The 25,715-nt window shown below is 35.2% G+C and carries 26 protein-coding genes; 11 read left to right on the top strand and 15 right to left on the bottom strand.

Annotation, left to right across the window (positions count from 1 at the left end; translation table 11 throughout):
- Window positions 1–12: 12 nt before the first annotated feature.
- From folE2 to WC644_07845, 3 genes are all read left to right on the top strand, one after another.
- Window positions 13–867, top strand: a complete 855-nt coding sequence (gene folE2, locus WC644_07855; GenBank protein ID MFA5011859.1) for a GTP cyclohydrolase FolE2 — start codon at window positions 13–15, stop codon at window positions 865–867.
- Between the two features lie 311 nt (window positions 868–1,178).
- Window positions 1,179–1,412, top strand: a complete 234-nt coding sequence (locus WC644_07850) for a hypothetical protein (protein ID MFA5011858.1) — start codon at window positions 1,179–1,181, stop codon at window positions 1,410–1,412.
- A 12-nt stretch (window positions 1,413–1,424) separates the two neighbouring features.
- Entirely contained in the window at window positions 1,425–2,003 is a 579-nt protein-coding gene (locus WC644_07845) for a neuromedin U (protein MFA5011857.1), read from the top strand.
- 58 nt (window positions 2,004–2,061) lie between these two features.
- Here WC644_07845 and WC644_07840 read toward each other — a convergent pair whose 3' ends face one another.
- Genes WC644_07840 through WC644_07815 form a run of 6 tightly spaced genes read right to left on the bottom strand, consistent with a single transcriptional unit; the run spans window position 2,062 to window position 6,075 of the window.
- Window positions 2,062–2,691 (bottom strand): HAD-IA family hydrolase, encoded by a 630-nt coding sequence (locus WC644_07840; GenBank protein ID MFA5011856.1) that lies wholly within the window; start codon window positions 2,689–2,691, stop codon window positions 2,062–2,064.
- Window position 2,692: 1 nt separating this feature from the next.
- On the bottom strand, window positions 2,693–3,298 hold the full coding sequence (locus tag WC644_07835; protein MFA5011855.1) for a 2,3-bisphosphoglycerate-dependent phosphoglycerate mutase: 606 nt from the start codon (window positions 3,296–3,298) through the stop codon (window positions 2,693–2,695).
- Between the two features lie 11 nt (window positions 3,299–3,309).
- Complete coding sequence (locus WC644_07830; protein ID MFA5011854.1) at window positions 3,310–3,861, bottom strand: thioredoxin family protein; 552 nt, start codon at window positions 3,859–3,861, stop codon at window positions 3,310–3,312.
- Entirely contained in the window at window positions 3,862–4,308 is a 447-nt protein-coding gene (locus WC644_07825) for a hypothetical protein (protein MFA5011853.1), read from the bottom strand. It lies immediately after the preceding gene.
- A gap of 50 nt (window positions 4,309–4,358) precedes the next feature.
- Window positions 4,359–5,147, bottom strand: a complete 789-nt coding sequence (locus WC644_07820) for a phosphatidate cytidylyltransferase (protein ID MFA5011852.1) — start codon at window positions 5,145–5,147, stop codon at window positions 4,359–4,361.
- Window positions 5,140–6,075, bottom strand: a complete 936-nt coding sequence (locus WC644_07815; GenBank protein MFA5011851.1) for a CPBP family intramembrane glutamic endopeptidase — start codon at window positions 6,073–6,075, stop codon at window positions 5,140–5,142. Before WC644_07815 ends, WC644_07820 begins: the two co-directional genes overlap by 8 nt.
- A 91-nt stretch (window positions 6,076–6,166) precedes the next feature.
- On the opposite strand from WC644_07815, the gene WC644_07810 reads away from it, so the two are divergent.
- Both WC644_07810 and WC644_07805 read left to right on the top strand, forming a co-directional pair.
- Window positions 6,167–7,165, top strand: coding sequence for a site-2 protease family protein (locus WC644_07810; GenBank protein MFA5011850.1), 999 nt, complete (start codon window positions 6,167–6,169; stop codon window positions 7,163–7,165).
- Window positions 7,166–7,168: 3 nt separating this feature from the next.
- Window positions 7,169–8,398 (top strand): MFS transporter, encoded by a 1,230-nt coding sequence (locus tag WC644_07805; protein ID MFA5011849.1) that lies wholly within the window; start codon window positions 7,169–7,171, stop codon window positions 8,396–8,398.
- A 1-nt stretch (window position 8,399) separates the two neighbouring features.
- On the opposite strand, the gene WC644_07800 is transcribed toward WC644_07805, so the two are convergent.
- The 5 genes from WC644_07800 to WC644_07780 all read right to left on the bottom strand — a co-directional run bounded on the left by WC644_07800 (window position 8,400) and on the right by WC644_07780 (window position 12,961).
- The gene (locus tag WC644_07800) at window positions 8,400–9,833 is read right to left on the bottom strand and encodes a glycogen/starch synthase (protein MFA5011848.1); all 1,434 of its coding nucleotides are present in this window, start codon (window positions 9,831–9,833) and stop codon (window positions 8,400–8,402) included.
- A 14-nt stretch (window positions 9,834–9,847) separates the two neighbouring features.
- A complete protein-coding gene (locus tag WC644_07795; GenBank protein MFA5011847.1) occupies window positions 9,848–10,288 on the bottom strand; it encodes a ubiquinol-cytochrome c reductase iron-sulfur subunit in 441 nt (146 codons plus the stop codon).
- Window positions 10,289–10,367: 79 nt separating this feature from the next.
- Window positions 10,368–10,823, bottom strand: a complete 456-nt coding sequence (locus tag WC644_07790) for a hypothetical protein (protein ID MFA5011846.1) — start codon at window positions 10,821–10,823, stop codon at window positions 10,368–10,370.
- Between the two features lie 3 nt (window positions 10,824–10,826).
- A complete protein-coding gene (locus WC644_07785; GenBank protein ID MFA5011845.1) occupies window positions 10,827–12,560 on the bottom strand; it encodes a M12 family metallo-peptidase in 1,734 nt (577 codons plus the stop codon).
- Complete coding sequence (locus tag WC644_07780) at window positions 12,557–12,961, bottom strand: hypothetical protein (GenBank protein MFA5011844.1); 405 nt, start codon at window positions 12,959–12,961, stop codon at window positions 12,557–12,559. Before WC644_07780 ends, WC644_07785 begins: the two co-directional genes overlap by 4 nt.
- Window positions 12,962–13,277: 316 nt before the next feature.
- On the opposite strand from WC644_07780, the gene WC644_07775 reads away from it, so the two are divergent.
- The 4 genes from WC644_07775 to WC644_07760 all read left to right on the top strand — a co-directional run bounded on the left by WC644_07775 (window position 13,278) and on the right by WC644_07760 (window position 16,542).
- The gene (locus WC644_07775; protein MFA5011843.1) at window positions 13,278–14,639 is read left to right on the top strand and encodes a potassium transporter TrkG; all 1,362 of its coding nucleotides are present in this window, start codon (window positions 13,278–13,280) and stop codon (window positions 14,637–14,639) included.
- Between the two features lie 17 nt (window positions 14,640–14,656).
- On the top strand, window positions 14,657–15,310 hold the full coding sequence (locus WC644_07770) for a TrkA family potassium uptake protein (GenBank protein MFA5011842.1): 654 nt from the start codon (window positions 14,657–14,659) through the stop codon (window positions 15,308–15,310).
- 132 nt (window positions 15,311–15,442) lie between these two features.
- The gene (locus tag WC644_07765) at window positions 15,443–15,709 is read left to right on the top strand and encodes a hypothetical protein (GenBank protein MFA5011841.1); all 267 of its coding nucleotides are present in this window, start codon (window positions 15,443–15,445) and stop codon (window positions 15,707–15,709) included.
- Window positions 15,710–15,741: 32 nt separating this feature from the next.
- Complete coding sequence (locus WC644_07760) at window positions 15,742–16,542, top strand: alpha/beta hydrolase (protein MFA5011840.1); 801 nt, start codon at window positions 15,742–15,744, stop codon at window positions 16,540–16,542.
- Between the two features lie 213 nt (window positions 16,543–16,755).
- Here the strand turns inward: WC644_07760 and WC644_07755 are convergent, their stop codons facing one another.
- From WC644_07755 to WC644_07740, 4 genes are all read right to left on the bottom strand, one after another.
- On the bottom strand, window positions 16,756–17,634 hold the full coding sequence (locus WC644_07755) for a DMT family transporter (protein MFA5011839.1): 879 nt from the start codon (window positions 17,632–17,634) through the stop codon (window positions 16,756–16,758).
- A 45-nt stretch (window positions 17,635–17,679) separates the two neighbouring features.
- Complete coding sequence (locus WC644_07750; GenBank protein ID MFA5011838.1) at window positions 17,680–18,630, bottom strand: NAD-dependent epimerase/dehydratase family protein; 951 nt, start codon at window positions 18,628–18,630, stop codon at window positions 17,680–17,682.
- A 26-nt stretch (window positions 18,631–18,656) separates the two neighbouring features.
- Window positions 18,657–20,750, bottom strand: a complete 2,094-nt coding sequence (glgP, locus tag WC644_07745) for an alpha-glucan family phosphorylase (protein MFA5011837.1) — start codon at window positions 20,748–20,750, stop codon at window positions 18,657–18,659.
- Between the two features lie 199 nt (window positions 20,751–20,949).
- Window positions 20,950–23,028: a S46 family peptidase gene (locus WC644_07740; GenBank protein ID MFA5011836.1), complete on the bottom strand. Its 2,079-nt coding sequence runs from the start codon at window positions 23,026–23,028 to the stop codon at window positions 20,950–20,952.
- Window positions 23,029–23,267: 239 nt separating this feature from the next.
- Here WC644_07740 and WC644_07735 point away from each other — a divergent pair, with 239 nt between their 5' ends.
- Together WC644_07735 and nosZ are read left to right on the top strand one after the other, a co-directional pair.
- Window positions 23,268–23,693, top strand: a complete 426-nt coding sequence (locus WC644_07735; protein ID MFA5011835.1) for a cytochrome c — start codon at window positions 23,268–23,270, stop codon at window positions 23,691–23,693.
- A gap of 16 nt (window positions 23,694–23,709) precedes the next feature.
- A complete protein-coding gene (gene nosZ, locus WC644_07730) occupies window positions 23,710–25,683 on the top strand; it encodes a Sec-dependent nitrous-oxide reductase (GenBank protein MFA5011834.1) in 1,974 nt (657 codons plus the stop codon).
- Window positions 25,684–25,715: the final 32 nt, after the last annotated feature.

Genomic DNA, 25,715 nt, shown 5'->3' with positions numbered 1-25,715 from the left:
AAAAACATTAATATGCATAAGAACAGCACAATTACAGAAGAACTAAAATGCACACTTCCTGATACACAGAATCAGACGGATATCCGTGATATACCAATCGATAAAGTCGGCATTAAAAATCTCAAATACCCAATAACTGTTAAAGACAAGGATGGCGGTGTTCAGTATACTGTGGCTACTTTTGCAATGACAGTCGATCTTCCAAAAGAGTTTAAAGGTACTCACATGAGCAGGTTCGTTGAAGTCCTGATGAACAAGAAAGAAATTCACATTGACTCTATTTTTGAGATTCTTAAGGAAATGCAAAACAAGCTTCATGCAAATTCTGCTCATATCGAACTTGACTTTCCTTACTTCAAGGAGAAACTTGCTCCTGTCAGCAGGAAACCATCATTAATCGATTACAGGATTAAGTTTCATGCTGTAGTGAACAAGAACAAGAAAGACGTAATTATGACTGTTGTCGTTCCGGTTAAAACCCTTTGTCCTTGCTCGAAAAATATCTCTAAATACGGTGCACATAACCAGCGCGGTGAAGTAACGGTTGCTGTAAGGTTCAATGATATTGTATGGTTTGAAGACGTTATAAGCATTGTTGAACAAAGTGCAAGCTGTGAACTTTTCACTCTCCTTAAAAGAGAAGATGAAAAATACGTTACAGAAAAAGCTTATGAAAATCCTGTCTTCGTTGAAGACGTTGTACGAAACGTTGTTACTAAACTAAAGCAAAACGATAAGATACTATGGTATCACGTTGAAGCAGAAAACTTCGAAAGCATTCATAATCATAACGCCTACGCGATGATAGAATCTCACGAAAGTTTCAGCAACGGACATGCAAAAGATTTCATGATAAAAAGATTTTAATCTGTTTACTGTCAGGCAGCATTGCCGGTCTGACAGTATTTTTATTCTATCCTTATCAATCCTAATGATTAATCTTAATACGCTATCCCTCAATTTTCTCGCCGGAATATGCACTAAAAAGTGTATTGTTATATGCATCAATATAATTTAATATTTGATGAAATTCATTTTTGCTTTTGTTAAATATATACTCTGATATTAGTATAAAAGTATAATATATTTCAGCAAGGAAAACACGAAAGAAAAAGTTTGTGTTTTCTCTTGGATTTATTCGTTAGACATTACACTGTTTAATTAAATACTTTATCGCTATGAAAACAAAATTAAGGATTTTCTTAATCTTACTCTCGGGTATACTGTTTTACTATTCAACACCTTCAGCACAGCAATATACCGACGAGCAACTCCAGAAAATAATTCAAAATCCATTAGCTTATCTGAATTTCCTTCCTATTCAAAATAACACTTATTTTAACCTCGGTTATAATAATGACCGGACTTTGAATGAACTGAACATTCAGATGGTTTTGCCGTTTAAATTATGAAAACACGTTAATGTGATTACCAGAACTATTTTCCCGGTTATTACTGCACCTGTGGATGTGAATAAGTCCGTGACAGGGCTGGGTGACATAACTATTGATATGTTTTTCACTCCCTCTGATCCCGGGAAATATATATGGGGACTCGGACCTATCTTAACATTCCCTACCGCAACTATTGACCCTGTCCGTTCAAAGAAATGGACGGCGGGACCGGGAATATGTTTTCTTACGCAACCAAAAGGGTGGACGCTGGGTATGTATGCTCAGAATTCCTGGTCTTTTGCGGGTGATGAGAATTATCCGGAAATAAATGCTTTCCTTTTGCAGTTGTATATCATTAAAAATCTACCCGACCTTTGGTATATCAGCACAGAACCAACGATAACTGCAGACTGGAAAGCACCGGAAGACGATAAATGGACGATTCCTCTTGGATTTGACATCGGCAGGTTATTTACGTTTGGTGATATTCCTGTAAATATTCAGGCGGGTTATTATTACTATGTTAAAAAACCGCAATACGGACCGAAGTGGGCAATTAAAGCAGAAGTATCATTTATATTTCCAAAACTTTTTACTTCCAACTTCTGATAGCTTTATTTAAACGAACAGAGATTGCCATGCAGTCCCTGTTCGTCTAAATAACTTTTTATTTTACAGACTTTATCAGTCTGGAAATTTCACTCGTGAATTTCCTGTGACTGCTGTAATGAATTGTATTGATACCAAGTTTCTGAGCCGATAGTAAATTCTCTTTAATGTCGTCAATCAGCACCGTTTCTTCGGGTAGCAGTTTGAATTTATCGAGTGTGTACTGAAATATTTTTTTATCAGGCTTAGCCATGTTTACTTTGTACGAAAGTACACGATTCTTGATAATCTTTATAAACGGGAAATTGTTATTTATAAAATTAATGTGCGGCGAATCAGTGTTTGAAAGCAGGTAGAGTTTGTACTTCTTAACTCTTGATATCTTCTCAAGAAATCTTTTCATGTTTTCATTTACCCAGAATATATCAGAATAAAAGTAAATAAAATCATTATAACCTATCTTAAGGTCAAACTTCTTTTTAAGTTTTTTGAAAAAATCCTTGTGACTGAGTCGTCCGGTTATAAGTTTAATATCGAGCCTGTTCTTTATGATAAATTTCTTAAACTTTGCTGCATTTAGTCTCTTCTCTCTCTCAGCAATTCCGCTGTAAAAATACCCAAGGTCGAAATACACGAGTGTATTCCCGAGGTCAAATATTATGTTCTTTATACCGGACTTTTTATTCAAATTAGAGGTATCTGGTTTCTAATACATTAAGATTTTCGTCCAGCTCGTATATCTTTGGATTTCCGGTCGGTATCTCTGTCTCAAGAATCCTTTCCTTCGAAAGATCTTCAAGATGCATTATCAACGCCCTCAGACTGTTTCCGTGAGCTGATATTAGAATGTTCTTACCTTCTTTCAGCTCGGGAACAATTTTTGCATTCCAGTAAGGCAGAACTCTCGCAGCAGTATCTTTCAGACTCTCGCCGTTCGGAGGCTGTATATCGTAACTGCGCCTCCATAGCTTCACCTGTTCGTCCCCGTACTGCTTTCTTGTTTCGTCTTTATTCAAACCCTGAAGATCTCCGTACATTCTTTCGTTCAACGCCTGGTCTTTTTCGACAGGAATATTCTGCTGACCAATTTCTTCAAGAATTATATCCAGAGTTTTCTGGGCTCTGACTAGCGCAGAGGTAAACGCTTTGTCGAACTTGTAACCCTTTAGTAACTTACCTGCATAGTGTGCTTCCTCAATTCCCTTCGGAGAAAGGTCTATGTCTATCCATCCTGTGAACCTGTTTTCAAGATTCCATTGTGATTGTCCGTGTCTGACTATTACGAGTTTTGGCATATAGTTATATTTTATTTCTTCCATTTTATTGAACAGCCCATCGAAGGAACCTGTTCTTTTCTGATTTCATTTCCGAGTAAAATCGACTTTATTGCATCGTCAAGGTCATGACTTGTTACCTTCTCTTCTTCTTTCCAGTTATCATCAAGTCTGCCTCTGTACTTTAGTATTCTGTTCAAGTCATACAGGTAAATATCTGGGGTACAAACTGCATCGAAATCCCTTGCCGTCTGCTGTGTCTCATCTGCAAGATAAGGAAAATTAATTTTTCTTTCTTTGGCAAAATTTATCATATTCTCAAATGAGTCCTCCGGATAAAATTCGGTATCGTTTGGATTAATACCGATAAACTGAACTCCATCATCAACGTACTTTGTCTGCAGGTTTACAAACCTGTCGATAACAGCTTTTACGTAAGGGCAATGATTGCACATGAAAATCAGGACAAGAACCTTTGAGCTTTGAAAACTGCCTGCGCTGTAATATTTGCCGTCAGTTCCTCTTAGGTTAAAGTCAATAATATGTGAGCCGAGATTTCCCGGATTACTGCTAAGGAGTGCCAATCAGGTATACTCCTCCTCGTCTTCAATATCTGAGTATTTATCCGGATGGTAATCTTCGTAAACAAAAACCTTGCTTGTCTTTCCTTTGTCGTTTTCCACGAACTGTGCAAATACTTCATTCGTTATAAACTCGTATTTTTCCTTAATTGAGTATTCACTGTTGAAATGAACGAGAACGTTATGCTTTTCTATTAAGGATAGTAATTCGAGATATTTCTTCTTATCAATAGTTCCGTCTTTGCTGTACTTCCCCGGTTTTCCGATTAGTTCATAAACGCTTACTAACTTTGCTCTGGGTTTCTTACTTAAGAGTTTCCTTTCTTCCTCTAAAAGATCTTCATCGTCTGTTGAATACTTTTCATTATCCTCAGGGTCGTTCATGACGTCGTCGTCATACGGTTCCATTAGATTATTCTTTTCTTTCTTCTTTTCTTTGCTTCTTTTCAATATTGAAATCAGTTTAAGTTAAAATTATAAAATTAATTTTCTCATTCAAGTTAATTTATTAAATATTTTATGTGTTTAAAATAAATATATATAAAAGGAGTGCAGAATATTAAACTGTCGAACCTGTCCAGTATCCCTCCGTGTCCCGGGATTAAATGCGATGAATCTTTTACTCCTGTGTATCTCTTCAGGAATGACTCGAACAAATCTCCCGTAGGAGCCATTACACTCACAAGACCTCCTATTACGAGACTGTCCGTCAACGTGATTTCTTTTATTATGAAATGGAAAACAATCGATGTTACAACTGTAAATATAAACCCGCATATCAGACCTTCAACGGTTTTATTCGGACTAATTTTGGAAAACTTGTGTCTGCCAAAATACTTGCCTCCGAAAAAAGCAAAACTGTCATTAGCCCAGATAAGGAATAACAGCAGGTAAACTAAAAGATAGTTTTTTCCAAGCTCAAAAAGCAAAGTAAAAGGTATCGTGATGTATACGAGTCCGAATAAAACCAGCCCTGCTGTTTTAACTTTGTTTTCCTTACTGCTTAATGCTATTAGAAGAAAGGTGAAAAGTAAAGCAGTAATAAAAATTGAATTAAAGTATTCAGGATAATATACGTGAAATGTTAATGTAATTATTGACAATAAAACCGTAGTATAAATATCGGTCATTAAATCCTTTTGTCTGAACATTATAATGAGTTCATAAAAACATAAGGACTGAATCAACAATACCAATGCAAAGAAAGCATAACCGCCCGCATAGACTAAAAACAGAATCAGCGGAATTCCTATTACACCAATTAATACTCTTGTTGTTGTATTAGACATCAATCACAATTTTATCTTTATTTTCGGTACCCTTGTTCTTTATAAAGAACAGAATTATTATAAACAAAACAAATGAAATTATTCCTGTAACAATCAGAGGCATATTATCATATATTGTACCTTCAGGATTCTCGAATCCCTCTTTACCGTAACGGAATACAAGATAAGCCGAAAGAAAATTATTCACAAAATGAACAGCTATCCCGGTTAAAATACTGCTTGAATAATAGACTACATACGTCAGATAATAACCGAGCAGAATTAAAGGAATCAGGTTAAAAGGATGAAAATGAAATACAGCAAATATAAAACCTGTCAGGAATACTGCTTTACTGCTTATCATAGTACGTTCAAAGTTATGAAAAACAAGACCTCTGAAGAAAAACTCTTCACATATTGCAGGAGTTACTGCTATCACAAAAGCAACAAGCACAAATTCACCTATACTGTGTGCATTCACAAGATTAAGAGTAACTGCCTCAAGTGCATCCATCAATTCTTTTATCTGTTTTATTGCCTCTCCACCAAACGGCAGTGATTTAAGCAATAAGTTCTGCAGATACATAAAAGACTGTATGGCAGGCTGAACAACTACCATACCTGCAATTCCAAGCCAGAACACCGACTGCTTTGGTTTATTCAGCCGGAATGTTTCTTTTGGTCTGGTTCCCTGCAGCATATTTAGCAAAAGCACAGGAACCAGGATGAACATGAACTGCGAGAAGGATATTATTATTCTCGCTGTATTAACATCTGTATCGAGTGTTTTAAGGTCATCACCGTATATGAACAAACTCAAGAGTCCTCCGAAAATCTGATATGAGATGAATACAACCATCAAAGAAAGAACTACAAACAACGCGGGCTGCATGTTAGCAAGCGGAGCTTTTATTCTGCTGTTTTCATTCCTGTTTTCGGTGCTGTCCAATATAATTTTTATGCAAATTATGAATTATTACAGTCAATTTAAAGGTTCTTTATAAAATTGATTTTCAATTAGAATAAATTTATTTTTATTAATGCAGGATTCAAACGAAAACTATTATCAAGCAGAGGATGTACGCAGTGATTATAACAATAGAAGAAAAAAACCTCTATTCTTAATAAACATACTACTCTTTCTTCTTACATTTTTTACAACAACTCTGGCAGGTGTCGGATGGCAAAACATAGACCCTTATCAGCTTGATAATTTTACCAAAGGATTAACATATTCAATACTCATTCTCAGCGTGATAACCGCACACGAATTCGGTCACTACTTTGCAGCAAGGTTTCATAAAATTGAAGTTACGCTTCCTTATTATATACCTTTTCCGTTCCTGTTCCTTAATCCTTTCGGAACAATGGGTGCAGTAATAAAGATGCTTTCACCGAATCATTCAAGAAAGTCTTTGTTCGATGTTGGAATTGCTGGACCTATCGCAGGCTGGATTTTAACAATAATCTTTCTCGTCATAGGCTTTGCTACTCTGCCTCCTATTGATTATTTATATCAGATACACCCTGAATATTCTAATACAGGAATACCTACGGGCGGTTTAACGTTCGGATACAACGTCGTATTTCTTGTTCTGGAGAAGTTATTTTCTTTAAACAACACCGTATTCATACCCCCTATGAATGAAATTTACCACTATCCCTTTTTATGCGTGGGCTGGTTCGGTCTGTTAATTACATCTCTCAATATGATGCCTGTCGGACAGCTCGACGGCGGCCATATTTCGTACACAATGTTTGGCGAGAAATCAAAGTATGTTGGATATGTTGTTTTCTACACATTGCTGTTTTTTGGATTTATCGGAATATTGCCGTTATTAAATATTAATATTACAATCGGTTCAATCAACTGGCTCGTTTGGGCATTACTAATACTTTTTATAATTAAAATAAAACATCCGCCTGTTTGCAGAGATTTAAACGAGCCTCTCGGAAGGTCAAGAATTATCCTCGGATGGTTCTCATATTTTATCTTTGTGGTTTCTTTCTGTCCAATACCTGTCAGCGAGGGATTTTAACCTATGAACAACAAAAGGGCATTGTTTGTAATATTTCTCGTAATCTTTATTGACCTTCTTGGTTTTGGAATAATTATACCCGTACTTCCCTTCTTCACTGAAAAAGTTCTTGTAATGAGCAAAACTGAAATCGGATTGCTGACGGGAATATACTCTTTAATGCAATTTATTTTTACTCCGGTCTGGGGTTCGTTGTCTGATGTTTATGGAAGAAAACCAATCTTAAAAATGTCACTTGCGGGAAACGTGATTGCTTATACATTAATGGCACTTGTTTTCACGAATGTAATACCCTCAGTTGCTTTGCTTTTTACAGCACGGGCTTTTGCAGGGTTCTTTTCAGCCAACCTCTCCGCTGCACAGGCAGTAGTATCTGATGTGACAACTCCCGAAGATCGTTCCAAGGGAATGGGAATTATTGGTGCTGCTTTCGGTCTGGGTTTTGTGTTCGGTCCTGCACTCGGCGGATTTCTTTCACACTATTTCGGTTACGGAGTACCGTTAATATTCTCGGCAATATTTTCACTTATTTCTCTTGTTGTTTGTGTTGCCATTTTTAAGGAAACGCTTCCAGATGATTTAAGGTTAAGTAATAGAAAGAATTTTAGCTTCAAAGACGTGAAAATTGTTAATCTGAAAGCCGTTAATGATGTATTAAAACATAAAGATGTAGGAATTTACGTTATCATTTTCTTCTTTATTACGTTTTCATTCGCAAACATATTCGGAAATTTCCAATATTTTATTGAGAGAAAAGATGGTTTGGATATGAATGAAGAACAGACAGGATATCTTTTATCCTTCCTTGGAATAATTGCAGCAATAGTGCAGTCCACACTTATTAAACCATTTAAGAAATATATCGGTGAAGATAAATCTGTCATATTCGGAAATGTACTCGTTGCAATTGGGCTGTTTTTTATACCATTCTCTTCAAACGTCTGGATTCTTCTTGCAGTCCTGACAGTACTCGCTTTTGGTAATGGTTTAAACAATGCGATGGCACTTGGTTTAATTTCACAGAATGTCAGCAGACAGGATCAGGGGGGGGTGCTTGGCATAAACCAGTCATTAAGCTCTCTTGCAAGATTTCTGGGTCCGCTTTGGGGCGGATTTATTTATGACAAATTTGATTATCACTATCCATTTATTTCGGGATCAATTTTTATGACACTTATAACCATCATAGCAATCGTTGTTTTGAGGAATAAACTGATAAACAAATCAATTTAGTTTAAGAAGTAATTTGTTCATAAAGTTTGAGATATTCCTTTGCTGACTTGTCCCAGCTGAAATCAGAATACATGCCCCGCTTAATAACAGTCTTCATTTTATTTTTATCTTTATACAATCTTAATGCTTTATCGAATGAATATTCAAGACCCGCCAGTTCAAACTCGTTAAATGAAAAGCCATTTCCGTTTTCATTTTCAATATCAATCACTGTATCAGCAAGTCCGCCAACATTTCTTACTATCGGAAGAGTTCCGTAATTAAGGCTGTACAGCTGGTTCAGTCCGCAAGGTTCGTATCTTGACGGCATGAAGAAAAAATCCGACCCTGCTGTTATCAGATGAGCTATTACGTTATTATACTCTATGTATATTTTAACTTTGTCTGGATACTTATTCATCAAAGCGGAAAATGCACCTTCATATTTCTTTTCACCAGCACCAAGTATCACTAACCTAAAGTTTTCGTCAATTCGCTTGTTCATTAATTCAAGTATCAATTCAAATCCCTTCTGCCATGCAAGCCGGGATACAATTCCAAAGAGAGGAATATTCACGTCGGCTTCAAGACCAGATATCTCAAGCAGATGTTTCTTGTTCTCGTATTTATCCTTTAAGGTTGTGAATGCATAATTTTTCTTTATAAGTTTATCTGTCTGCGGATTCCAATCGTTGTAATCTATCCCGTTCAGAATTCCGTAAACATTTCCTCCGCGTGAACGAAGAACTCCATCAAGACCTGAACCGAACTCAGGAGTCTGAATTTCCTTAGCATAAGTTGGACTAACTGTAGATATTACGTCAGCGTAATATATTCCCGCTTTAAGAAAATTAGCGAATCCATTAAACTCAAAAGGTCCCCCGAGTACAAACAAACTATTTTCGAATCCGGCTTTAACCACGGAATCTTCGGTGAAAATTCCCTGATAACCTATGTTATGTATTGATAATAGTGTCTTTGATTTTTGAAAGAGAGCATCCCATGAATATTGCAGTTTCAGCATTGCAGGAATCAAAGCCGACTGCCAATCGTTGCAATGAAAAACATCCGGCACCCATTTTAATTTCTGAAGTGTTTTTAATACTGCGTGCAGAAAAAGTATAAACCGTTCATTTTCATCGTTATCACTCGTATAAACAACACCACGATTAAAATATTTGGGACATTCTATAAAGAAAGCATCAAGAATTCCGTTGTGTCTTGTATGAAAAACATTATAATCATGACTGTTTCCTTTTATCACAACAGAATCCGACAATCCTTCTGCCGGTATAATTTCATTTTTGTTTCGATCTATAATGTCATAAAGAGGAAGGAATATTCTTACTTCTGCATTGTTTTTGTTTAATGCTTCAGGAAGTGAACCGCTAACATCAGCAAGTCCGCCGGTTTTAACGTAAGGTACACACTCGCTCGTAATAAAACATACTTTCATAATGCGGTTTAATATTACATGTTTATTGTAAGAGTGTTATCAGATGAATTATACGTTACTTTATAAGATTTAAGGTTTTTTGTAGCAGGTCCTTCCAGAACTTTTCCATTACCGTTAAAAGTAGAACCGTGACAAGGACATTCAAACCCTTTTCCGTCATAATCTACATCACATTTCTTGTGTGTGCAAACAATATTTATTGCAATAAATTTAGATGAGGATTTTCTTATTACAATTACTTTTTCTGTAATCATTGCATAACCGCCGACGTTTGCGAGAGTAGGATAGTCGCCCACATTAATGATTTTCTCTACTGTCCTTTCGTGATTTTCATAGAACTCGGATGATGCCATAAGTTTTAGTACGTCGAAAGAACTGATCGCAAATGCACCTACAGCAATTGTCTTAGCGCTTTTTATTAAGAAATCTCTTCTGTTGAGTTCGTTATTTGACATAAATTGAAAACGTTTATTTTTTAAAGCAGCAAAGATTTTTAAGAATCTTTGCTGCTTTTTATAATTTCTGAAAAATTAATTAATTCTTTGAAGCATTAAAATTACCCTTGCCTTTAAGACCCATCACAGTTGACTTTTCCCAGGTTCCTTTCAACTCATTACCAAACACTTCAAGCCTCAGAAATATGTTATTATCGGCAACTTTGGGGTTCAAATTAACAAATGCTTTTTTAGTTTTTTCGTCCAGAATTCCTGTAAAACTACCTGATTGATAAATTTCGGATTTAAAACTGCTTTCAATAAAGTTTGTAACAGTATAAGTACCGACAATATTAGGGTCAACATAATCTTTGGGGCTGATTATCCCTTCGACCAATGTATTTCCGATTGAATCAGTCATCTTAAAATTATAATTACCTAAAAAAGATTTTACAAAAGGACTGTAAACAACTTCTTTTTCCGAGCAGTTTGTACAGCCTGAATAAATGAGGGATAAGATTGCAAACGCTGATATTATATATATATAATTTTTCATATTTTATTTGAGTAAAATCATTCGTTTAACTTCAGTGAATTTTAAAGATTTTGTGTTTAGATCAGAAGCAAATACTTTATAAAAATATACGCCGCTTGAAAGATTATAAACACTCGTATTAAATATGTAGTTGATGAAGCCAATAGAAGAAATTTCATTGTTTAATAAAGTGGCAACTTCCCTTCCATTAATATCATAAACTTTCAGTGTCACAGAGGAATTTTCTGGCAATGCAACTCGTATTGTAGTTGTAGGATTAAACGGATTTGGAAAATTTTGCATCAAAGCAAACATAGTCGGAGCTTCTGAAGAGTTTATGACGCCACCAAACTTGCTGCACTGATTGTATCTTAATCTGATAGTATCACCGGGCATTGAACCAAAACCGAGTCTTGGGTCTATACTCCCGCCATTTGCTTCCTGTAAATGACAATAACCCATAATAGTACCGATTGTAGGCTTGGTCCCGCTAAAGCAATTACCTTCGGCATAATAGCAGGAATCAATTGCTGTTATTGCATTCAATCTTGTCGGCCACCAGCAAGCATGTGTATGCATAGAACCAAAATTATGACCGAGTTCATGTGTTGCCACCATTACAGTCCACGAATAAGTTGGATAACTGAAGTATGTCGGATCAATATTGCAGAATGAAAATCTTCCAGAGCTGTCCTGTGTATTATAGCTTCCGCAAAGCATTCCAATCCATGCAATACCACCTAAATTAAGAGGTCTCGAACTTAACAATTGAGCAAGGTCACCATTAAAATTGTCCCTCCTGTTTCCTCCGAATTTCAACAGATACGTGTACGAATCGCTCAGGAATCTGTATGGATCGGGTGTATCCCAGACAACTATCGCAGAAATTTGTATGGGAATAAATTCATTCTGGTAAATTGTCGCTACTGAATTGTAGAATCCTGAAATGAAATTTCCAACTGCATTTATATCAGAACCTTTATCCTGATATAGTTTATAATCCGCTTCGATATAAATTTTTACCGGCAGCCTTCCTGTAATCGCATCACCTGTTTCTTTATGGGAGGAAAGGTTTTCATCAGTTTTGTATAAATGCATATCAAGACCATCAACTTTGCATTTAAAATCATTATTAACGAGAAGGTCTTTTTCATTATAAATAATATAATTAGTATTGTTCGAGTTATCATTAATGGGACCAATGTTGAAAGTACCTAATTCGCTGGAAACAACCCCCATAACGAGATTCTCAAATATACTTATAGCTGCTAAAGAATTGTTCTCACCGTTTACTAATCCGCGATAATATACTCCTTTGTTGAAATTCTGATTACCTCCTTCTCCTAAAGTTAATTTAAAATCATCTGATAGAAGCTGAACTTCTTTAAGGTCAAGTGTCAGAGAATTTTTCGAATCAATTGGTATAGTTAAAGTAATAAACTGGTTCTTATTTCTGTATAAATTTGCGAGAGAAGATTTATCAATCTTTAAATTAGCTGCTTTCTTAATATCTCTATTTATGTCATTCTTGGTGAAAGGGGTATTTTGAAATTCGAATAAATTTATATTATCGAATCTATACTTTGATTTGCTTTCGTTTATCATAACTTCAAGTTTCTGAACAGGTACAAGAATTTCTTGTTTTGCTTTTACTTGAGTAACGGCGTTGTTTTCTTTTATATCCATTGAGCCGTAAATAAAAACAAGTACGGCTACTAATACCGTAAATAGCCCAATGTTCATTATAATTTTCTTCATTTTGTTACCTCCATAGTAGAATATTTATCGTAAGTTAAAACACGTTCAATTCCAGATGCACGAAAAATCATTTTATCGACTCCGTTTACCTGTGTAAATGAAACCGTATACGACACTCCTGTGGATGTGTACGTCAAAACATTGTTTGAATATGTGTAACTTTTTGTAATTGAAGTTGCTCCCGGACAGCGAAGAATTGCAGTCCCGTTATTGAAGGTTGCAATTTCACCAAGACATACATCCTGGAGATTTCCCTCCATTTTAACGAGTTGCCAGGATCCTGTCACATCTCCTGCAACTAAGTTATTCAGTATATTCTCGCATTCTGCACCTGTGAATGCAAGACTTAACAGAAATATACTTAGAATGTATTTAAATCCTCTAGTAATTTTTTTACTCATAAATTAATAGTTGTTTTTATTTTGAATAAATATACTTAATTATACTTTATAATTATACATATTACAAACATATTTTATCAGAAATAATTACAATAAACAGAATTGTTATAAGTTCTCCTTGTTTGCCATACTATTTTAAAAAAAGAATATTTAGGCCACGATTATATTTTGCATTGATGATTTTATTTGAAGATAATTTATATAGATTTAAACTTTAACTATAAGTATATTTATTAAAATCATATTTTAAGAAGGATAAACGAAACTGTCACTTATAGTTAGAGAAATCAAATTCTGCGAATGATATCTCAAAACAATGATATTGCATATCAAGGATAGAAAGAAAAACATATTTGAAAAGTTTACTACTGCACAAACCTTATTACTCGGTTATCTGATTTTCATTACAGCAGGTAGTATATTGTTGATGCTGCCCGTTTCTTTAGCAGAAAATAACTCTCTATCAATTATTGATGCTGTTTTTACCACCACATCTGCAATTTCAGGAACAGGATTGATCATTGTAGATACTGCAAATTATTTCACGTACTTTGGACAATTTGTTATTATGATGCTCATACAGGTTGGGAATATAGGGTATATGTTGTTTTTTGCTCTTGCGGTTATTTTATTGGGAGGAAGGTTATCATTTTTTAATAAGGTTATGATTAGAGAATCAATCAGCACTTCGAAACTAGATCTCATGCTGTTTACTAGGAAAGTTTTTAAATATACTTTTATTATTGAAGGAGTTTCGGCTTTATTGCTGACAGTATACTGGACGAATGATTATGGATTTTTCGAAGCATTAAGACTGGGTGTTTTTCACAGTATCTCTGCATTTTGTACAGCGGGATTTTCTTTGTTCAGGGATAATTTGGCAGGTTTTCATAATGACTATTTTGTAAACTTTTCAATTATTGCGACTTCATACGCAGGGAGTCTCGGATTTTTTGTGATTTATGATTTATCAATGTACGCAAAGAAATTAAGGAAGAAAAACAGCAGGGCACAATTATCAACACATTCAAAACTTGCTTTAACAACATCAGTATCTTTGATAATAGCCGGTACGCTTTTTCTGATTTTATCTGAGGGATTAAATCCGAAAAATCACGAATATAATTTAGTGTTGACAGCTTTTTTTCAGTCAGGTACTTCATCAACATCGGCGGGTTTTAATACGGTGAATGTCGGAATCCTAAGCAATGCTTCACTTTTTGCAATGGTATTTTTAATGTTTATAGGTGCCTCTCCCAGCGGAACCGGAGGCGGTATAAAAACCACAGTGTTTGCCTCATTAGTACTGGCTTTGTTCACATTTATTTTTGACAAGAAGAATGTAAATGTTTTTAAGCGTACAATAAAACCTGTTAATTTAACAAGAGCATTCTCAATAATGCTTATGGGATTATCATGGATTTTTATTTCAGTTCTTCTCCTTACTATGACAGAAAACCAGGAGTTTCTGCATATATTATTTGAAACGGTTTCAGCTCTTGGTAATAACGGAATTTCAGCTGGATTTACTCCGGAATTATCTTTTATAGGTAAAATTATTTTATCGCTGACAATGTTAATCGGAAGGGTTGGACCTTTAATAATTGGTTATGCTATTGGGGGTGGTGTAAAAAGTGAGTTTTATAAATATCCTGACGCAAACATATTGATTGTATAAAATATTATAAAATAATAATGAAACAATTTGTAGTAATAGGAGTCGGAAGGTTCGGGTTTAATCTTGCTGTTTCTCTTTCGAAATTAAACAACCAGGTTATTGCAATAGATATTGATAAGAAAAAAATTGAAGATATAAAGGATTATGTGACTGAGGCTGTCATAGCGGATGCATTGGACTTAAGAACTTTGAAAGAGTTTATAGACAAAGATGTTGATACGGTAATAGTTGCAACCGCATCCGATGTCGGAACGAGTACTTTGCTTGTACTTTATCTTAAAGACTTGGGTGTAAGAAGAATTATTGCTAAAGTTAGAAACGAAGACCATGCAAAAGTGCTAAACGCACTTAAAGTAAACGAAGTAATTTACCCAGAACGTGATATTGCCGAAAGGCTCGCTGAAAGCCTAACATTAAGTAATCTGATTGCTCATATTCCGCTCGCCCCTGAATATGGTATTGTTGAAATTGTGGTTCCCGATAATTTTATAGGTAAAAGTTTAAGAGAACTTGATCTGAGAAAAAAATACGGTTACTCAGTGATTGGAATAAAAGATGTTTTGCGGGATACGATTGATGTTAATCCATCACCCGATTTAAAGTTAATTCCTGATAATATATTGCTGATCTTATGTAAAACTACTGAATTTCTTAACGGTAATAATTTTTAGAACAAATAAAAGTTTATTTTTATAATTTTTCTTTTAAAGTTGGAGTAAATTAATAGAGTTACCATTTATGATTAAATTCCTTACATTAAGCATGAGACGAATCTCATTTTTCGAATAAGTAAAAACATATTTATGAAGGAAATAACCGAGGATATTTTATACAAGAAGTTTCACCATTTTAGGTATAAATGTCCTCCTGATATCACCGATCTGGTTTTTCTCGAAATTGAAAAAGATTATATCGGTAGGTACAATTATCTTGCTGAATTAAAATCGCAAGAGACCGTTAACAAGAGCATAGAGAAATACATTAAATCCTACTGGAAGCTTAAAAAAGTAGGTGTGTGCAATACGCCGAAATGTAAGCTATTAACTTCTTATACAAAACACTCAAACTGAAGTAAGTAACAGTTCGTTTTTAATGTATAATAATGGATGATCTAAAGTTTGTAAATTCTCCGGACGCAATAATTGCATATAAAATATTGGGTTCGGGGGAACCATTGATTATGTGTACTGGATTTGCTTCGACGATGGATTTATGGAGCACAGAATTAATTAAAATTCTTCAAGAATATTTTACTCTTATACTTTTCGATTACAGAGGTGTTGGATATAGCAAGAATTTATCCGGTTCATTCTCGATTAATACTTTAGCTGATGATGTTCACACGATATTGAATAAACTGAACATAGAGAAGACAAATGTTCTCGGTTGGTCAATGGGAGGATTTGTTGCTCAAATGTTTGCAATCAATCATTCCGAAAGAGTACATAGACTTATTTTGTATGCTACGAATTGCGGCGGAACAAAAACGATTAATCCAGCAGACAATGTTAGTAATATTCTTTCAAATCCTTTTTCCTCGCCATTAGAATTAATAAATACGCTATTTCCTGATAGCTGGCTTGCATTACATAAGAGACCATGGAAATATTTACCCAATGTTCAAGAATCCTTCAATCCTGAAACTTTAAAATTACAGTATGAAGCAGTTCAGGATTGGTTAAAACTCGGGGGAGGATCAGAAACACTCTTGAATAAGTTACAAATTCCTGTTTTGATAATTTGCGGCAAGGAAGACAAGGTTGTACCATGCGAAAATTCGTATGTGCTTTCGCAATTAATAAATTCACCAATATTAAGTGTTATAGAAGGTACAGGTCACGGATTGATGTATCAGCTTCCAGAATTTTTTGCAAAAAACATTGTAAATTTTCTCTTTAAATAATCTTTTGGACATAATAGTATACTAAAACTCTCCTGAAGCCCGTAAGCCGGATTATCAACTTTTTATAAATAGCAAACAGAAACTGAAAACTTTTCGACACGATTAAGTTGATATACGAACTACGGAAGCATAAGAGAGGCATTTAAGAAGAGTAAAAACTTCATTCTGTTAAATATTACAAAACTCTGTAATTTATTTATGTAAGTTTTATTTTTATTTAATTGTTTTCTTAATGGGAAGAAAATTATGGAATAATATTGCAGCAAGAATTATTAATCCCCCCGCAACCGCTGAAGGTGCCGGCACCTCACCAACTCCAAGAAATACCCAAATAGGATTAAAGATTGCTTCAAGCATTCCAATAACCATAGATTCGGTTGCTGAAACATATCTTATTCCAATATTGAATATAAAATAGCTTATTCCTATCTGAACAACACCCATATAGAATAAGATGAAAAATTCTGTTGGCGATAAAGTTAGCTCGCTATTTACCAAAGGAAAGCATATAATTCCAATAAGCAGGTTTCCGTAGACTACACTTAAAATAGTATTATTACTTCCACTCGTTTTCTTCCATTTAACGAACAATGAAAACAAAGCAAAACATATACCTGCGAGTATTGCTATTAGGTTTCCGTATATATTCCCTATCTCAAGTTTACCCATGAAGAAAAGAAACATACCGCAAACACAAATTATAATCGTTACGAGGTCTTTTCTCCTGAATTTGGTCTTTAGGAATAACGGTTCAAGGAACAGTAAATATATGGGTGCAGTAAACTGAAGAAAAATAGCATTTGCAGAAGTAGTAAGTTTATTCGCAAGAACAAAGAATATTAAAATACCCGAATAAAATACTGATGCAAGAATTGTTAATTTATCAGTTTCAAATGTAATCCTTTTTTCCTTAATATAAAGGATTATAAAAATTGTCAGAGCTGCAATTATCGAACGATAAAATGAAATCTGAAAAGCATTGAGATCCGATAGAACTTTTATGAACAAACCACTTGAACTCCAAAGAAGGGCTGTTACAGAAATATAAACGAGTCCTTTTCTGTGTTGAGGTATTTTATCGTGGAAACTCATTTGTATGATAAAAAGGCTGATAATTGAAGAATCAGCCCTTAATATTTACATCTTTAATTTATTGCTGATTTCCTGGAACATAACTTTAGTCATTTTAGTAAGGTCATAATCATATTTGCAGCCCCAGTCTTTTCTTGCCACACTATCGTCAATACTTGCAGGCCATGATTCAGCAATCTTCTGCCTAAAATCCGGTTTGTAAGTTATTTCAAACTCAGGGATGTGGTTTTTTATTGCTTGAGCAATCTCAGCGGGATTAAAACTAATACCACCAAGATTATAACTTGAATGAATAGAAAGTTTATCAGCTTCAGCTTCCATAAGATTAATAGTTGACTCAATAGCGTCAGGCATAAACATCATAGGCAGACTTGCATCTTCTTTTAAGAAACATTCATACTTCTTTTTCTTAACAGCATCGTAGAATATTTCAACAGCATAATCAGTAGTACCTCCGCCTGCTTCAGTTTTATAACTTATAAGGCCTGGATATCGAATACTTCTAACATCGAGTCCATATTTATAGTAATAATATTCACACCATCTCTCGCCCGCAAGTTTTGAGATACCATATACTGTTGACGGTTCCATGATTGTGAGTTGAGGTGTATTAATCCTTGGAGTTGTTGGACCGAAAACAGCAATTGAACTTGGCCAGAAAATTTTTTTAAGACCATTGTCTTTTCCAAGGTTTAAGATGTTCATGAGACTTTTCATGTTAATATCCCAAGCTTGCAAAGGAAGTTTTTCGGCATTGCCAGAAAGTACAGCAGCGAGGTGATAAACCTGAGTTATCTTATTACGAATAACAAAATGAATTAGGTTTTTTTCATTCATTACATCCAGAATCTGAAACGGTCCGCTATCGATAATATCAGCCGGTGCTTGTTTTATATCGGTAGCAAAAACATTTTCACCGCCAAAGACACCTCTCAATGCTAAAGTAAGTTCAGAACCAATCTGTCCTGAACACCCGATTATCATTATCTTTTCCATAAAATTATAATAAAATTAAAAAGATTTTATCTGACTTTAGAATAAAACTTTTCATGATATTCCTTTACCATTCTGCCAGTATTAAAAAAAGGAGTCAAAACTCTAATTGATCCTCGAATCATATTAATCCAGTTAACAGGAATATCTCTTTTATCCCTATCATAAAACATAGGAATAATTTCTTTCTCAAGTGTATCGTATAAAGATTTGCTCTCAAAATTGTTAATTTCATCATCAGACAATGTATCATAATTTTCAGGACTTTTTATTTCCCAACCTGTTTCTTTTGAGAAACCTTCTACCCACCATCCATCAGTTATAGAGAGATTAATACCTCCGTTGGCAATAACCTTCATACCGCTTGTTCCAGAGGCTTCGAGTGGTTTTCTAGGATTGTTCAACCAAACATCACAACCACCTACAAGACTCTTGGCAACATCCAAATCGTAGTTATCAAGAAATATAATATTGTTTTTATGTCCGTTGTTATGCGCAAATTTAAGAATTTCATGGATGAAGTTCTTACCAGGTTCATCTTTTGGATGAGCTTTTCCAGAGAAGATGAACTGAACTTTTCTCTTATTATCGTCCATTAACTTTTTAAGTCTATCAATATCGCGCAAAACAAGTGTACCGCGTTTATATGTAGCGAACCTTCTTGCAAATCCAATAGTTAGAGCAGAATCATCCAGCAAAGAATATGCTTCGGCAATTTTATCTTCACTTTCATGATGTATCTTTATATTGTCAGCAGTTCTTTCTCTAACAAAGTTAACAAGTTTCTTTCTGTTTTTATTTCTCAAAGACCATAAAGTTTCATCCGGTAATTCAGCAATTTTTCCCCAGATATTCTCAACATTAAACCAATCATTTCCAAAATGATTTTTATATATTCTCTCAGAAACACTTGAGAGATACGTTTTAGTGTGAACTCCGTTTGTAATTGAATCAATCTGCGAGCGGGTATCGGGTAAAGCCCACATCTTTCGTGATATTTCACCGTGAAGTTTACTTACGCCGTTTATGAAATTGGAATTATTAATAGCTAAGTATGCCATGTTGAAGTTATCTACCATTGACTGACCGTACAAATTATTACCCTCTTCAAAAAGCCTATTAAAATCAATTTTCAGTTCTTCTGCTGCAAAGGTTCCAAAATACTTTTCGAACATCCATCTTGGAAAAATATCAATACCAGCAGGTACGGGTGTATGTGTTGTAAATATGTTTGAATAATAGCAAAAATCTTTCGCTTCTTTGAACCCGATACCATGTTTTTTCATAGTATTCTTAATTCTTTCAAAGGTAAGAAAAGCAGAATGTCCCTCATTAATATGAAACGCTTTAGCTTCGATTCCGAGTAATTCAAGGACTCTCATACCGCCGATACCGAGGAGTATTTCCTGCAGAATTCGCTTTTCCGCTTCTCCACCGTAAAGAATATCAGTTATGCGTTTATCATCAACATTATTTTCATCAACAAAAGTATCAAGCATATAAAGATTAATTCTACCGACATTTAATTGCCAAATTTGAGCATAGAGTTTTCTTCCCGGTAATTCAATAGTAATTTTTAACGGTCTGTATTCTTCATCAAGCACAAGACGCATTGGCATAGAGTCAAAATCGTTTAACTCATAAAGTTCAGATTGCCTATTGTCATCTGTGATAATCTGTCTGAAATATCCATATGAGTAAGCCAGACCTACTGCGACAAGAGGAATTCCGAGGTCTGACGCTGATTTAAGATGATCGCCAGAAAGCGTTCCCAAACCGCCGGAATAAAACCTGAGACTTTTAGCAAGTCCATATTCTGCTGAAAGGTAGCAAATCTCCGGCTTTTCAGTCTTATAATATTTCTTTTCAAAGTAAGTTTCTTTAGAAGTAATATATTTTCTGTACTCCCTGTAAAGATTATGTATTCTGTATCTGAGGTTTCTTTTTTCGATTACATCGAAGAGATATCCTTTGTCAATAGCATTAAGAAATTTTACTGGATTCTTTGAAGACCATTTCCAGTAATCCTTATTTATTTCTTCCATAATCTCGTGAAAATCATTATTCCAAGTCCAGTAAAGATTGTTAGATAGTTCTTTTAACTGATTAAGTATCTCCTGCATATTGTTCTTGTTTTAAATTAAATTAATCTTAAGGATAACAAGTGGTAAAAATACATCTAAAATTGATTTTATACTATTGAATAATTTATCAACTCAGTCACTTTAAAATTTGACTATTTTATTAACAGAATATTTGTTTGCTATAAAAGAAAACCCCGTTGTTAAAAAACAACGGGGTTATAATTATTGAAATAATAATTTACTTTAACATCTTTCCATTTTCCATTTCGTAAGCAAGTCTATTTGCTTTGTAAAGATTCTTAACTGCTTCGAGTAAGCCTCTCGAATCAACGGAGACCGTTCTGTTAAATTCAGTTGTAAATATATACCTACCAGGAAGGCTTTCAATATTGCCGTCAAAAACGAGTCCGACTACTTCAGCGTTTTTGTTAATCATTGCGCTACCAGAGTTTCCTCCGATAATATCATTAGTTGAAACCAAATTGTAAGGTGTTTCAAGTTTAAATTCAGAAGGCGGATTTTTCCATCTTTCGGGAAGTGTCCATGGATATTTCTTGCCATGAGAGTAATACCTATCGTATAGACCGTAGAAGGTAGTAAACGGAGGTGCAATAGTACCATTATACTCAAATGATTTTACCACACCATCGGCAATTCTAAGTGTTAAAGTTGCGTCGGGAGGTATGGAAGTACCATACAATCCAAAGAGTGCCTGACCGAGCATTTGTCCATTAATACTAATTCGAGCGTCAATTTCCTTTCTTTTTGCCTGCAATCCTCCGAGAGTAGATTTAGAGTTCATAATAAACTTGATGATCGGGTCTTTTACTAATTTAAGTTCATCTGCAGACATTTTAGCAAGTTTCATCGCACCGTCTTTGTTCGTCAACATTGAGTTTTCGAGTACATACTGAACAGCACCCACCCTATCATTGTTATTAAATGCTGATTTAACAACAGCATTATCGTTTCCAAGATTATCGTAAACGATATTCATGTCAAGTTCAAGAAGTCCTTTATTATAATCTGAGTCAAGATTGTCATAAACAGCGGTAATCAAAGAATCAGGAGTCACCTTACCAGCAAAAGTATTTCTAACGATAATTTTTGCAATAGCAACATATCTTGATTGAAACCGATTAGGCACTTCATAGCCGGTTATATCATTAAAAATCTTTGCATAATCTTTTGACCCTTCTTCAATTTCATTCCAGATGTTTCCGTATTTCGATTTCATTTCCATAGAAGCATCAATCTTTGCCTTTTGAATATCTTCAAAGTCTTTCTTCCTTGCCATCATATCATTATCTTTCAATGCTTTATAAAGACCTTTGTAAACTTTTTGAGAATTTAAAACTCCATACAAAGTATTTTGGTAACGAAGTTCTTTATCGGGGTTGTTTTTTATAAATTGGGCGAGATACTCAGCCATGAAGTTTAATTGATAAAGCCCTGCCGGGACAGTATAATCTCTTGCAAATTCGAGTTGAGCTATAGTCTTTAATCTTTCAGTACTACCGGGATTTCCAATTACGAATACAGTCTCACCGTCTTCGGCTCCGTTCTTACTCCATGTGAAGAAGTTTTTAGATTTTAAAGGTTGACCGTTCTCGTAAACCCTGAAGAAGGCGCAATCGAAATCGTAGCGAGGATAAGTAAAGTTATCGGGGTCGCCTCCAAAACCTGCAACATAGTTTTCAGGAGAGAAGACAAGCCTTACATCATTAAATCTTTTGTAGCAGTAAAGCATGTACATTCCGCCGTTGTAGAAAGTAATCACATTGCATTTCAAACCTGTTTCAGTGTTATACTTTGATTCGATTTCTTTTATTTTATCGGCTTTAATCTTAGCCTTTTCCTCATTCGTGTTAGTCGCATCCATAGCAGAAATAATATCTTTAGTTACATCGATTGTTTTCTGAAGTTGATCGACCCACAAAGTTGGAACGGGTCTTTCATCAGCAAGAGTCTTTGCGTAGAAGCCTGTTCTGCTGAGGTCTTCTCCTTCACTCATAACAGTAGAAACATATCCTCTTCCGCAGTGATGATTTGTCATAACGAGTCCATCCTCAGAAATAAAAGACGAAGAACACCCGTTACCAAATCTAACTGCAGAGAGTTTAACGTCTTCGAGCCATTCCTGAGTTGCTTTAAAACCATAAGTTTTTTCGAAGTAGTCAACGGGAGCGTGTTCAAAAGTCCACATTTTTCCGAGGTCGAATACATCCGATTTAATGGTTTGAGCAAAACCCGTATTAAGAGTAAATACAAAGGCTATAAATAAGCCAAAGAAAATATTATAAATTCTTTTATTCATAAAACAATGATTTTAATTAGTTGACAATATTACCTAATTAGATAATACGTTTCAATGAATATAGAGTTATAAAAAAGTTCAATTTAATCTAAAACAAAATATTTCGAAAAAGCAGTAGAAAAGAGAGATTTTTAAATCGGACTATTTACTCTGATAAAGGACTTGACATTTAGTTCGGCAATTACAATCTTTAATCAGATTAAATAGTCTTTTTACAAACATATAAATTATATATAATTATGAAATCAAGAATTAAGCGGGTATTTTTAATCAACATTTTTGCTGCAGCATTTTTAACAGTAATAATGCAGGGCTGCGGAGAGGATAATCAAGAAATAGGAGTTGGACCTATAAAGAAAGTTGAACTTTCAGCAACAATAGACAAGGCACTTGTAGATCAGGGCAAGACAGTATTTGAAGCAAAATGTGTCTCCTGTCACAAGTTTGATGAAAAACTTGTAGGACCGCCTTTAAAAGGAGTAACACAGAAGAGGAAACCGGAATGGATAATGAACATGATTCTAAATCCTGAAAAGATGACAAAGGAGAACATTGAGGCACAGAAATTAATGGCACAGTACTTAACACAAATGACTTTTCAAAACGTAACTGAACCTGAGGCGAGAGCAATCCTCGAATACTTCAGGTCGGTTGATTCAAAATAATTCAAATTAATCATTTATGAAAAAAGTAAATGTCATCTTATTACTCATTTCAGCAAGCCTGATAATTATTGGCGGTTGCGGAAAAAGTAAATCGTCAAAAGGTCCGTTAGTAGAATCTGACGCACCAAATAAAGTTTATGTAGAGCCGGGAAAATACGATGAGTTCTACGCATTTCTTTCGGGAGGATTCAGCGGACAGCTTGCGGTTTATGGATTACCATCGGGCAGGCTATTCAGGGTAGTTCCGGTATTTTCACAGAATGCTGAAAACGCATGGGGATATTCAGAAGAGACTAAGCCTATGCTAAATACTTCATACGGTTTTATACCATGGGATGATTCACACCATTCAGAACTTTCGATGAAGGATGGAGTTCCAGACGGCAGATGGATATTTTTAAACGGGAATAATACTCCAAGGATTGCAAGAATAAGTTTAAGTACATTCAGGACAGACGAGATACTTGAGATACCGAACAGTGCAGGAAACCATTCGTCGCCGTTTATGACACCTAATACAGAATATATAGTAGCGGGGACGCGGTTCAGTATTCCGTTTGAGAACAGGGATGTACCTATAAACACTTATAAAGAGAATTTCAAGGGAGTGCTTTCATTTGTAAAGGTAGCACCAGACAACGGAAGGATGAGTATAGCATTTCAGATAGTAACACCGGGATTTGACTATGATTTAAGTCATGCGGGAAAAGGACCTTCAGACGGCTGGTTCTTCTTTTCGTGCTACAATTCAGAGCAGGCAAACAGTTTGCTTGAAGTGAATGCGAGCCAGAAGGATAAGGATTTTATACTTGCGATAAACTGGAAGAAGGTAGAAGAATACGTAAAGAACGGAAAAGGTACAGAAATGGATGCGAACTATGCGCATAATATTTATGATGACAAGAAACATATGGCAACAAGCGAGATGCAGAAGAAAGTAAGAGTACTGAAGCCAGAGGATATTGCAGATGCGATGTACTATATGCCTTGCCCAAAATCACCTCACGGTGCGGATGTTGATCCGACTGGTGAATACATAGTAGGCGGTGGCAAGTTAGCGTCAGTGATTCCAGTATTTTCATTCTCGAAGATGGTGAAGGCAATAGACAATAAAGAGTTTGATGGAAATGTTGAGGGAATTCCAGTGTTGAAGTATGAGTCGGTATTAGCGGGTGAAGTACAGCAGCCGGGATTAGGACCGTTACATACAGAATTTGATGACAAAGGATTTGCATACACTTCTATGTTTGTTTCATCAGAGATAGTAAAATGGAAGGTTGACACAAGGGAAGTTGTTGACAGAATGCCAGTTTATTATTCGGTCGGTCATTTAATGATTCCCGGCGGAGACAGCAAGAAACCTTACGGGAAATATCTTGTATCAATGAACAAGATTACAAAGGACAGATTTTTGCAAACTGGTCCAGAGCTGAACCAGTCGTCGCAATTGATTGATATATCGGGTGACAAGATGAAGCTGCTGCTTGATTTTCCGACAGTAGGCGAGCCTCATTATGCACAAGCGATACCTGCGGAATTAGTTGTGAAGAACTCCGTTAAATTCTTTAAGATAGAAGAAAACAACCATCCATATGTGGTAAAATCCGAGAAGGATGCGAGAGTAGAAAGAAAGGGAAATGAAGTACATGTTTACATGACGGCGATACGTTCTCATCTTTCGCCTGATAACATAGAAGGAGTAAAGGTTGGTGACGAGGTATATTTTCATGTGACAAATCTTGAGCAGGACTGGGACTTGCCGCATGGTTTTGCAATATTAGGAAATGAGAATTCTGAACTGCTTGTTATGGCGGGCGAGACCTGTACATTAAAGTGGATTCCGAAGACAGCTGGAATTTATCCTTATTACTGCACGGACTTCTGTTCGGCACTCCATCAAGAAATGCAGGGATACCTGAGAGTATCGGATAAGAATTCAAATGTACCGATATACTTTAATTCAAACTACAAAAAAGACGAAAATAAATAATCTCAGCTTTAAGAGACTGCGGGTCTCGAACT

Source organism: Ignavibacteria bacterium (assembly GCA_041649015.1).
Lineage (GTDB): Bacteria > Bacteroidota > Ignavibacteria > Tepidaquicellales > Tepidaquicellaceae > CAIKZJ01.
Note: the sequence above shows the minus strand (reverse complement) of the source record. Positions and strands in the feature narration are given on the sequence as shown.

Coding starts and splice junctions, on each gene's coding strand:
- WC644_07755 (MFA5011839.1), bottom strand. CDS start 17,634: ATGAGTTTCCACGATAAAATACCTCAACACAGAAAAGGACTCGTTTAT.
- WC644_07800 (MFA5011848.1), bottom strand. CDS start 9,833: ATGAAAGTATGTTTTATTACGAGCGAGTGTGTACCTTACGTTAAAACC.
- WC644_07810 (MFA5011850.1), top strand. CDS start 6,167: ATGCAGGATTCAAACGAAAACTATTATCAAGCAGAGGATGTACGCAGT.
- folE2 (MFA5011859.1), top strand. CDS start 13: ATGCATAAGAACAGCACAATTACAGAAGAACTAAAATGCACACTTCCT.
- WC644_07740 (MFA5011836.1), bottom strand. CDS start 23,028: ATGAATAAAAGAATTTATAATATTTTCTTTGGCTTATTTATAGCCTTT.
- glgP (MFA5011837.1), bottom strand. CDS start 20,750: ATGCAGGAGATACTTAATCAGTTAAAAGAACTATCTAACAATCTTTAC.
- WC644_07785 (MFA5011845.1), bottom strand. CDS start 12,560: ATGAAGAAAATTATAATGAACATTGGGCTATTTACGGTATTAGTAGCC.
- WC644_07850 (MFA5011858.1), top strand. CDS start 1,179: ATGAAAACAAAATTAAGGATTTTCTTAATCTTACTCTCGGGTATACTG.
- WC644_07735 (MFA5011835.1), top strand. CDS start 23,268: ATGAAATCAAGAATTAAGCGGGTATTTTTAATCAACATTTTTGCTGCA.
- WC644_07835 (MFA5011855.1), bottom strand. CDS start 3,298: ATGCCAAAACTCGTAATAGTCAGACACGGACAATCACAATGGAATCTT.
- WC644_07760 (MFA5011840.1), top strand. CDS start 15,742: ATGGATGATCTAAAGTTTGTAAATTCTCCGGACGCAATAATTGCATAT.
- WC644_07765 (MFA5011841.1), top strand. CDS start 15,443: ATGAAGGAAATAACCGAGGATATTTTATACAAGAAGTTTCACCATTTT.
- WC644_07790 (MFA5011846.1), bottom strand. CDS start 10,823: ATGAAAAATTATATATATATAATATCAGCGTTTGCAATCTTATCCCTC.
- WC644_07780 (MFA5011844.1), bottom strand. CDS start 12,961: ATGAGTAAAAAAATTACTAGAGGATTTAAATACATTCTAAGTATATTT.
- WC644_07750 (MFA5011838.1), bottom strand. CDS start 18,630: ATGGAAAAGATAATGATAATCGGGTGTTCAGGACAGATTGGTTCTGAA.
- WC644_07770 (MFA5011842.1), top strand. CDS start 14,657: ATGAAACAATTTGTAGTAATAGGAGTCGGAAGGTTCGGGTTTAATCTT.
- WC644_07795 (MFA5011847.1), bottom strand. CDS start 10,288: ATGTCAAATAACGAACTCAACAGAAGAGATTTCTTAATAAAAAGCGCT.
- WC644_07805 (MFA5011849.1), top strand. CDS start 7,169: ATGAACAACAAAAGGGCATTGTTTGTAATATTTCTCGTAATCTTTATT.
- WC644_07820 (MFA5011852.1), bottom strand. CDS start 5,147: ATGTCTAATACAACAACAAGAGTATTAATTGGTGTAATAGGAATTCCG.
- WC644_07775 (MFA5011843.1), top strand. CDS start 13,278: ATGATATTGCATATCAAGGATAGAAAGAAAAACATATTTGAAAAGTTT.
- nosZ (MFA5011834.1), top strand. CDS start 23,710: ATGAAAAAAGTAAATGTCATCTTATTACTCATTTCAGCAAGCCTGATA.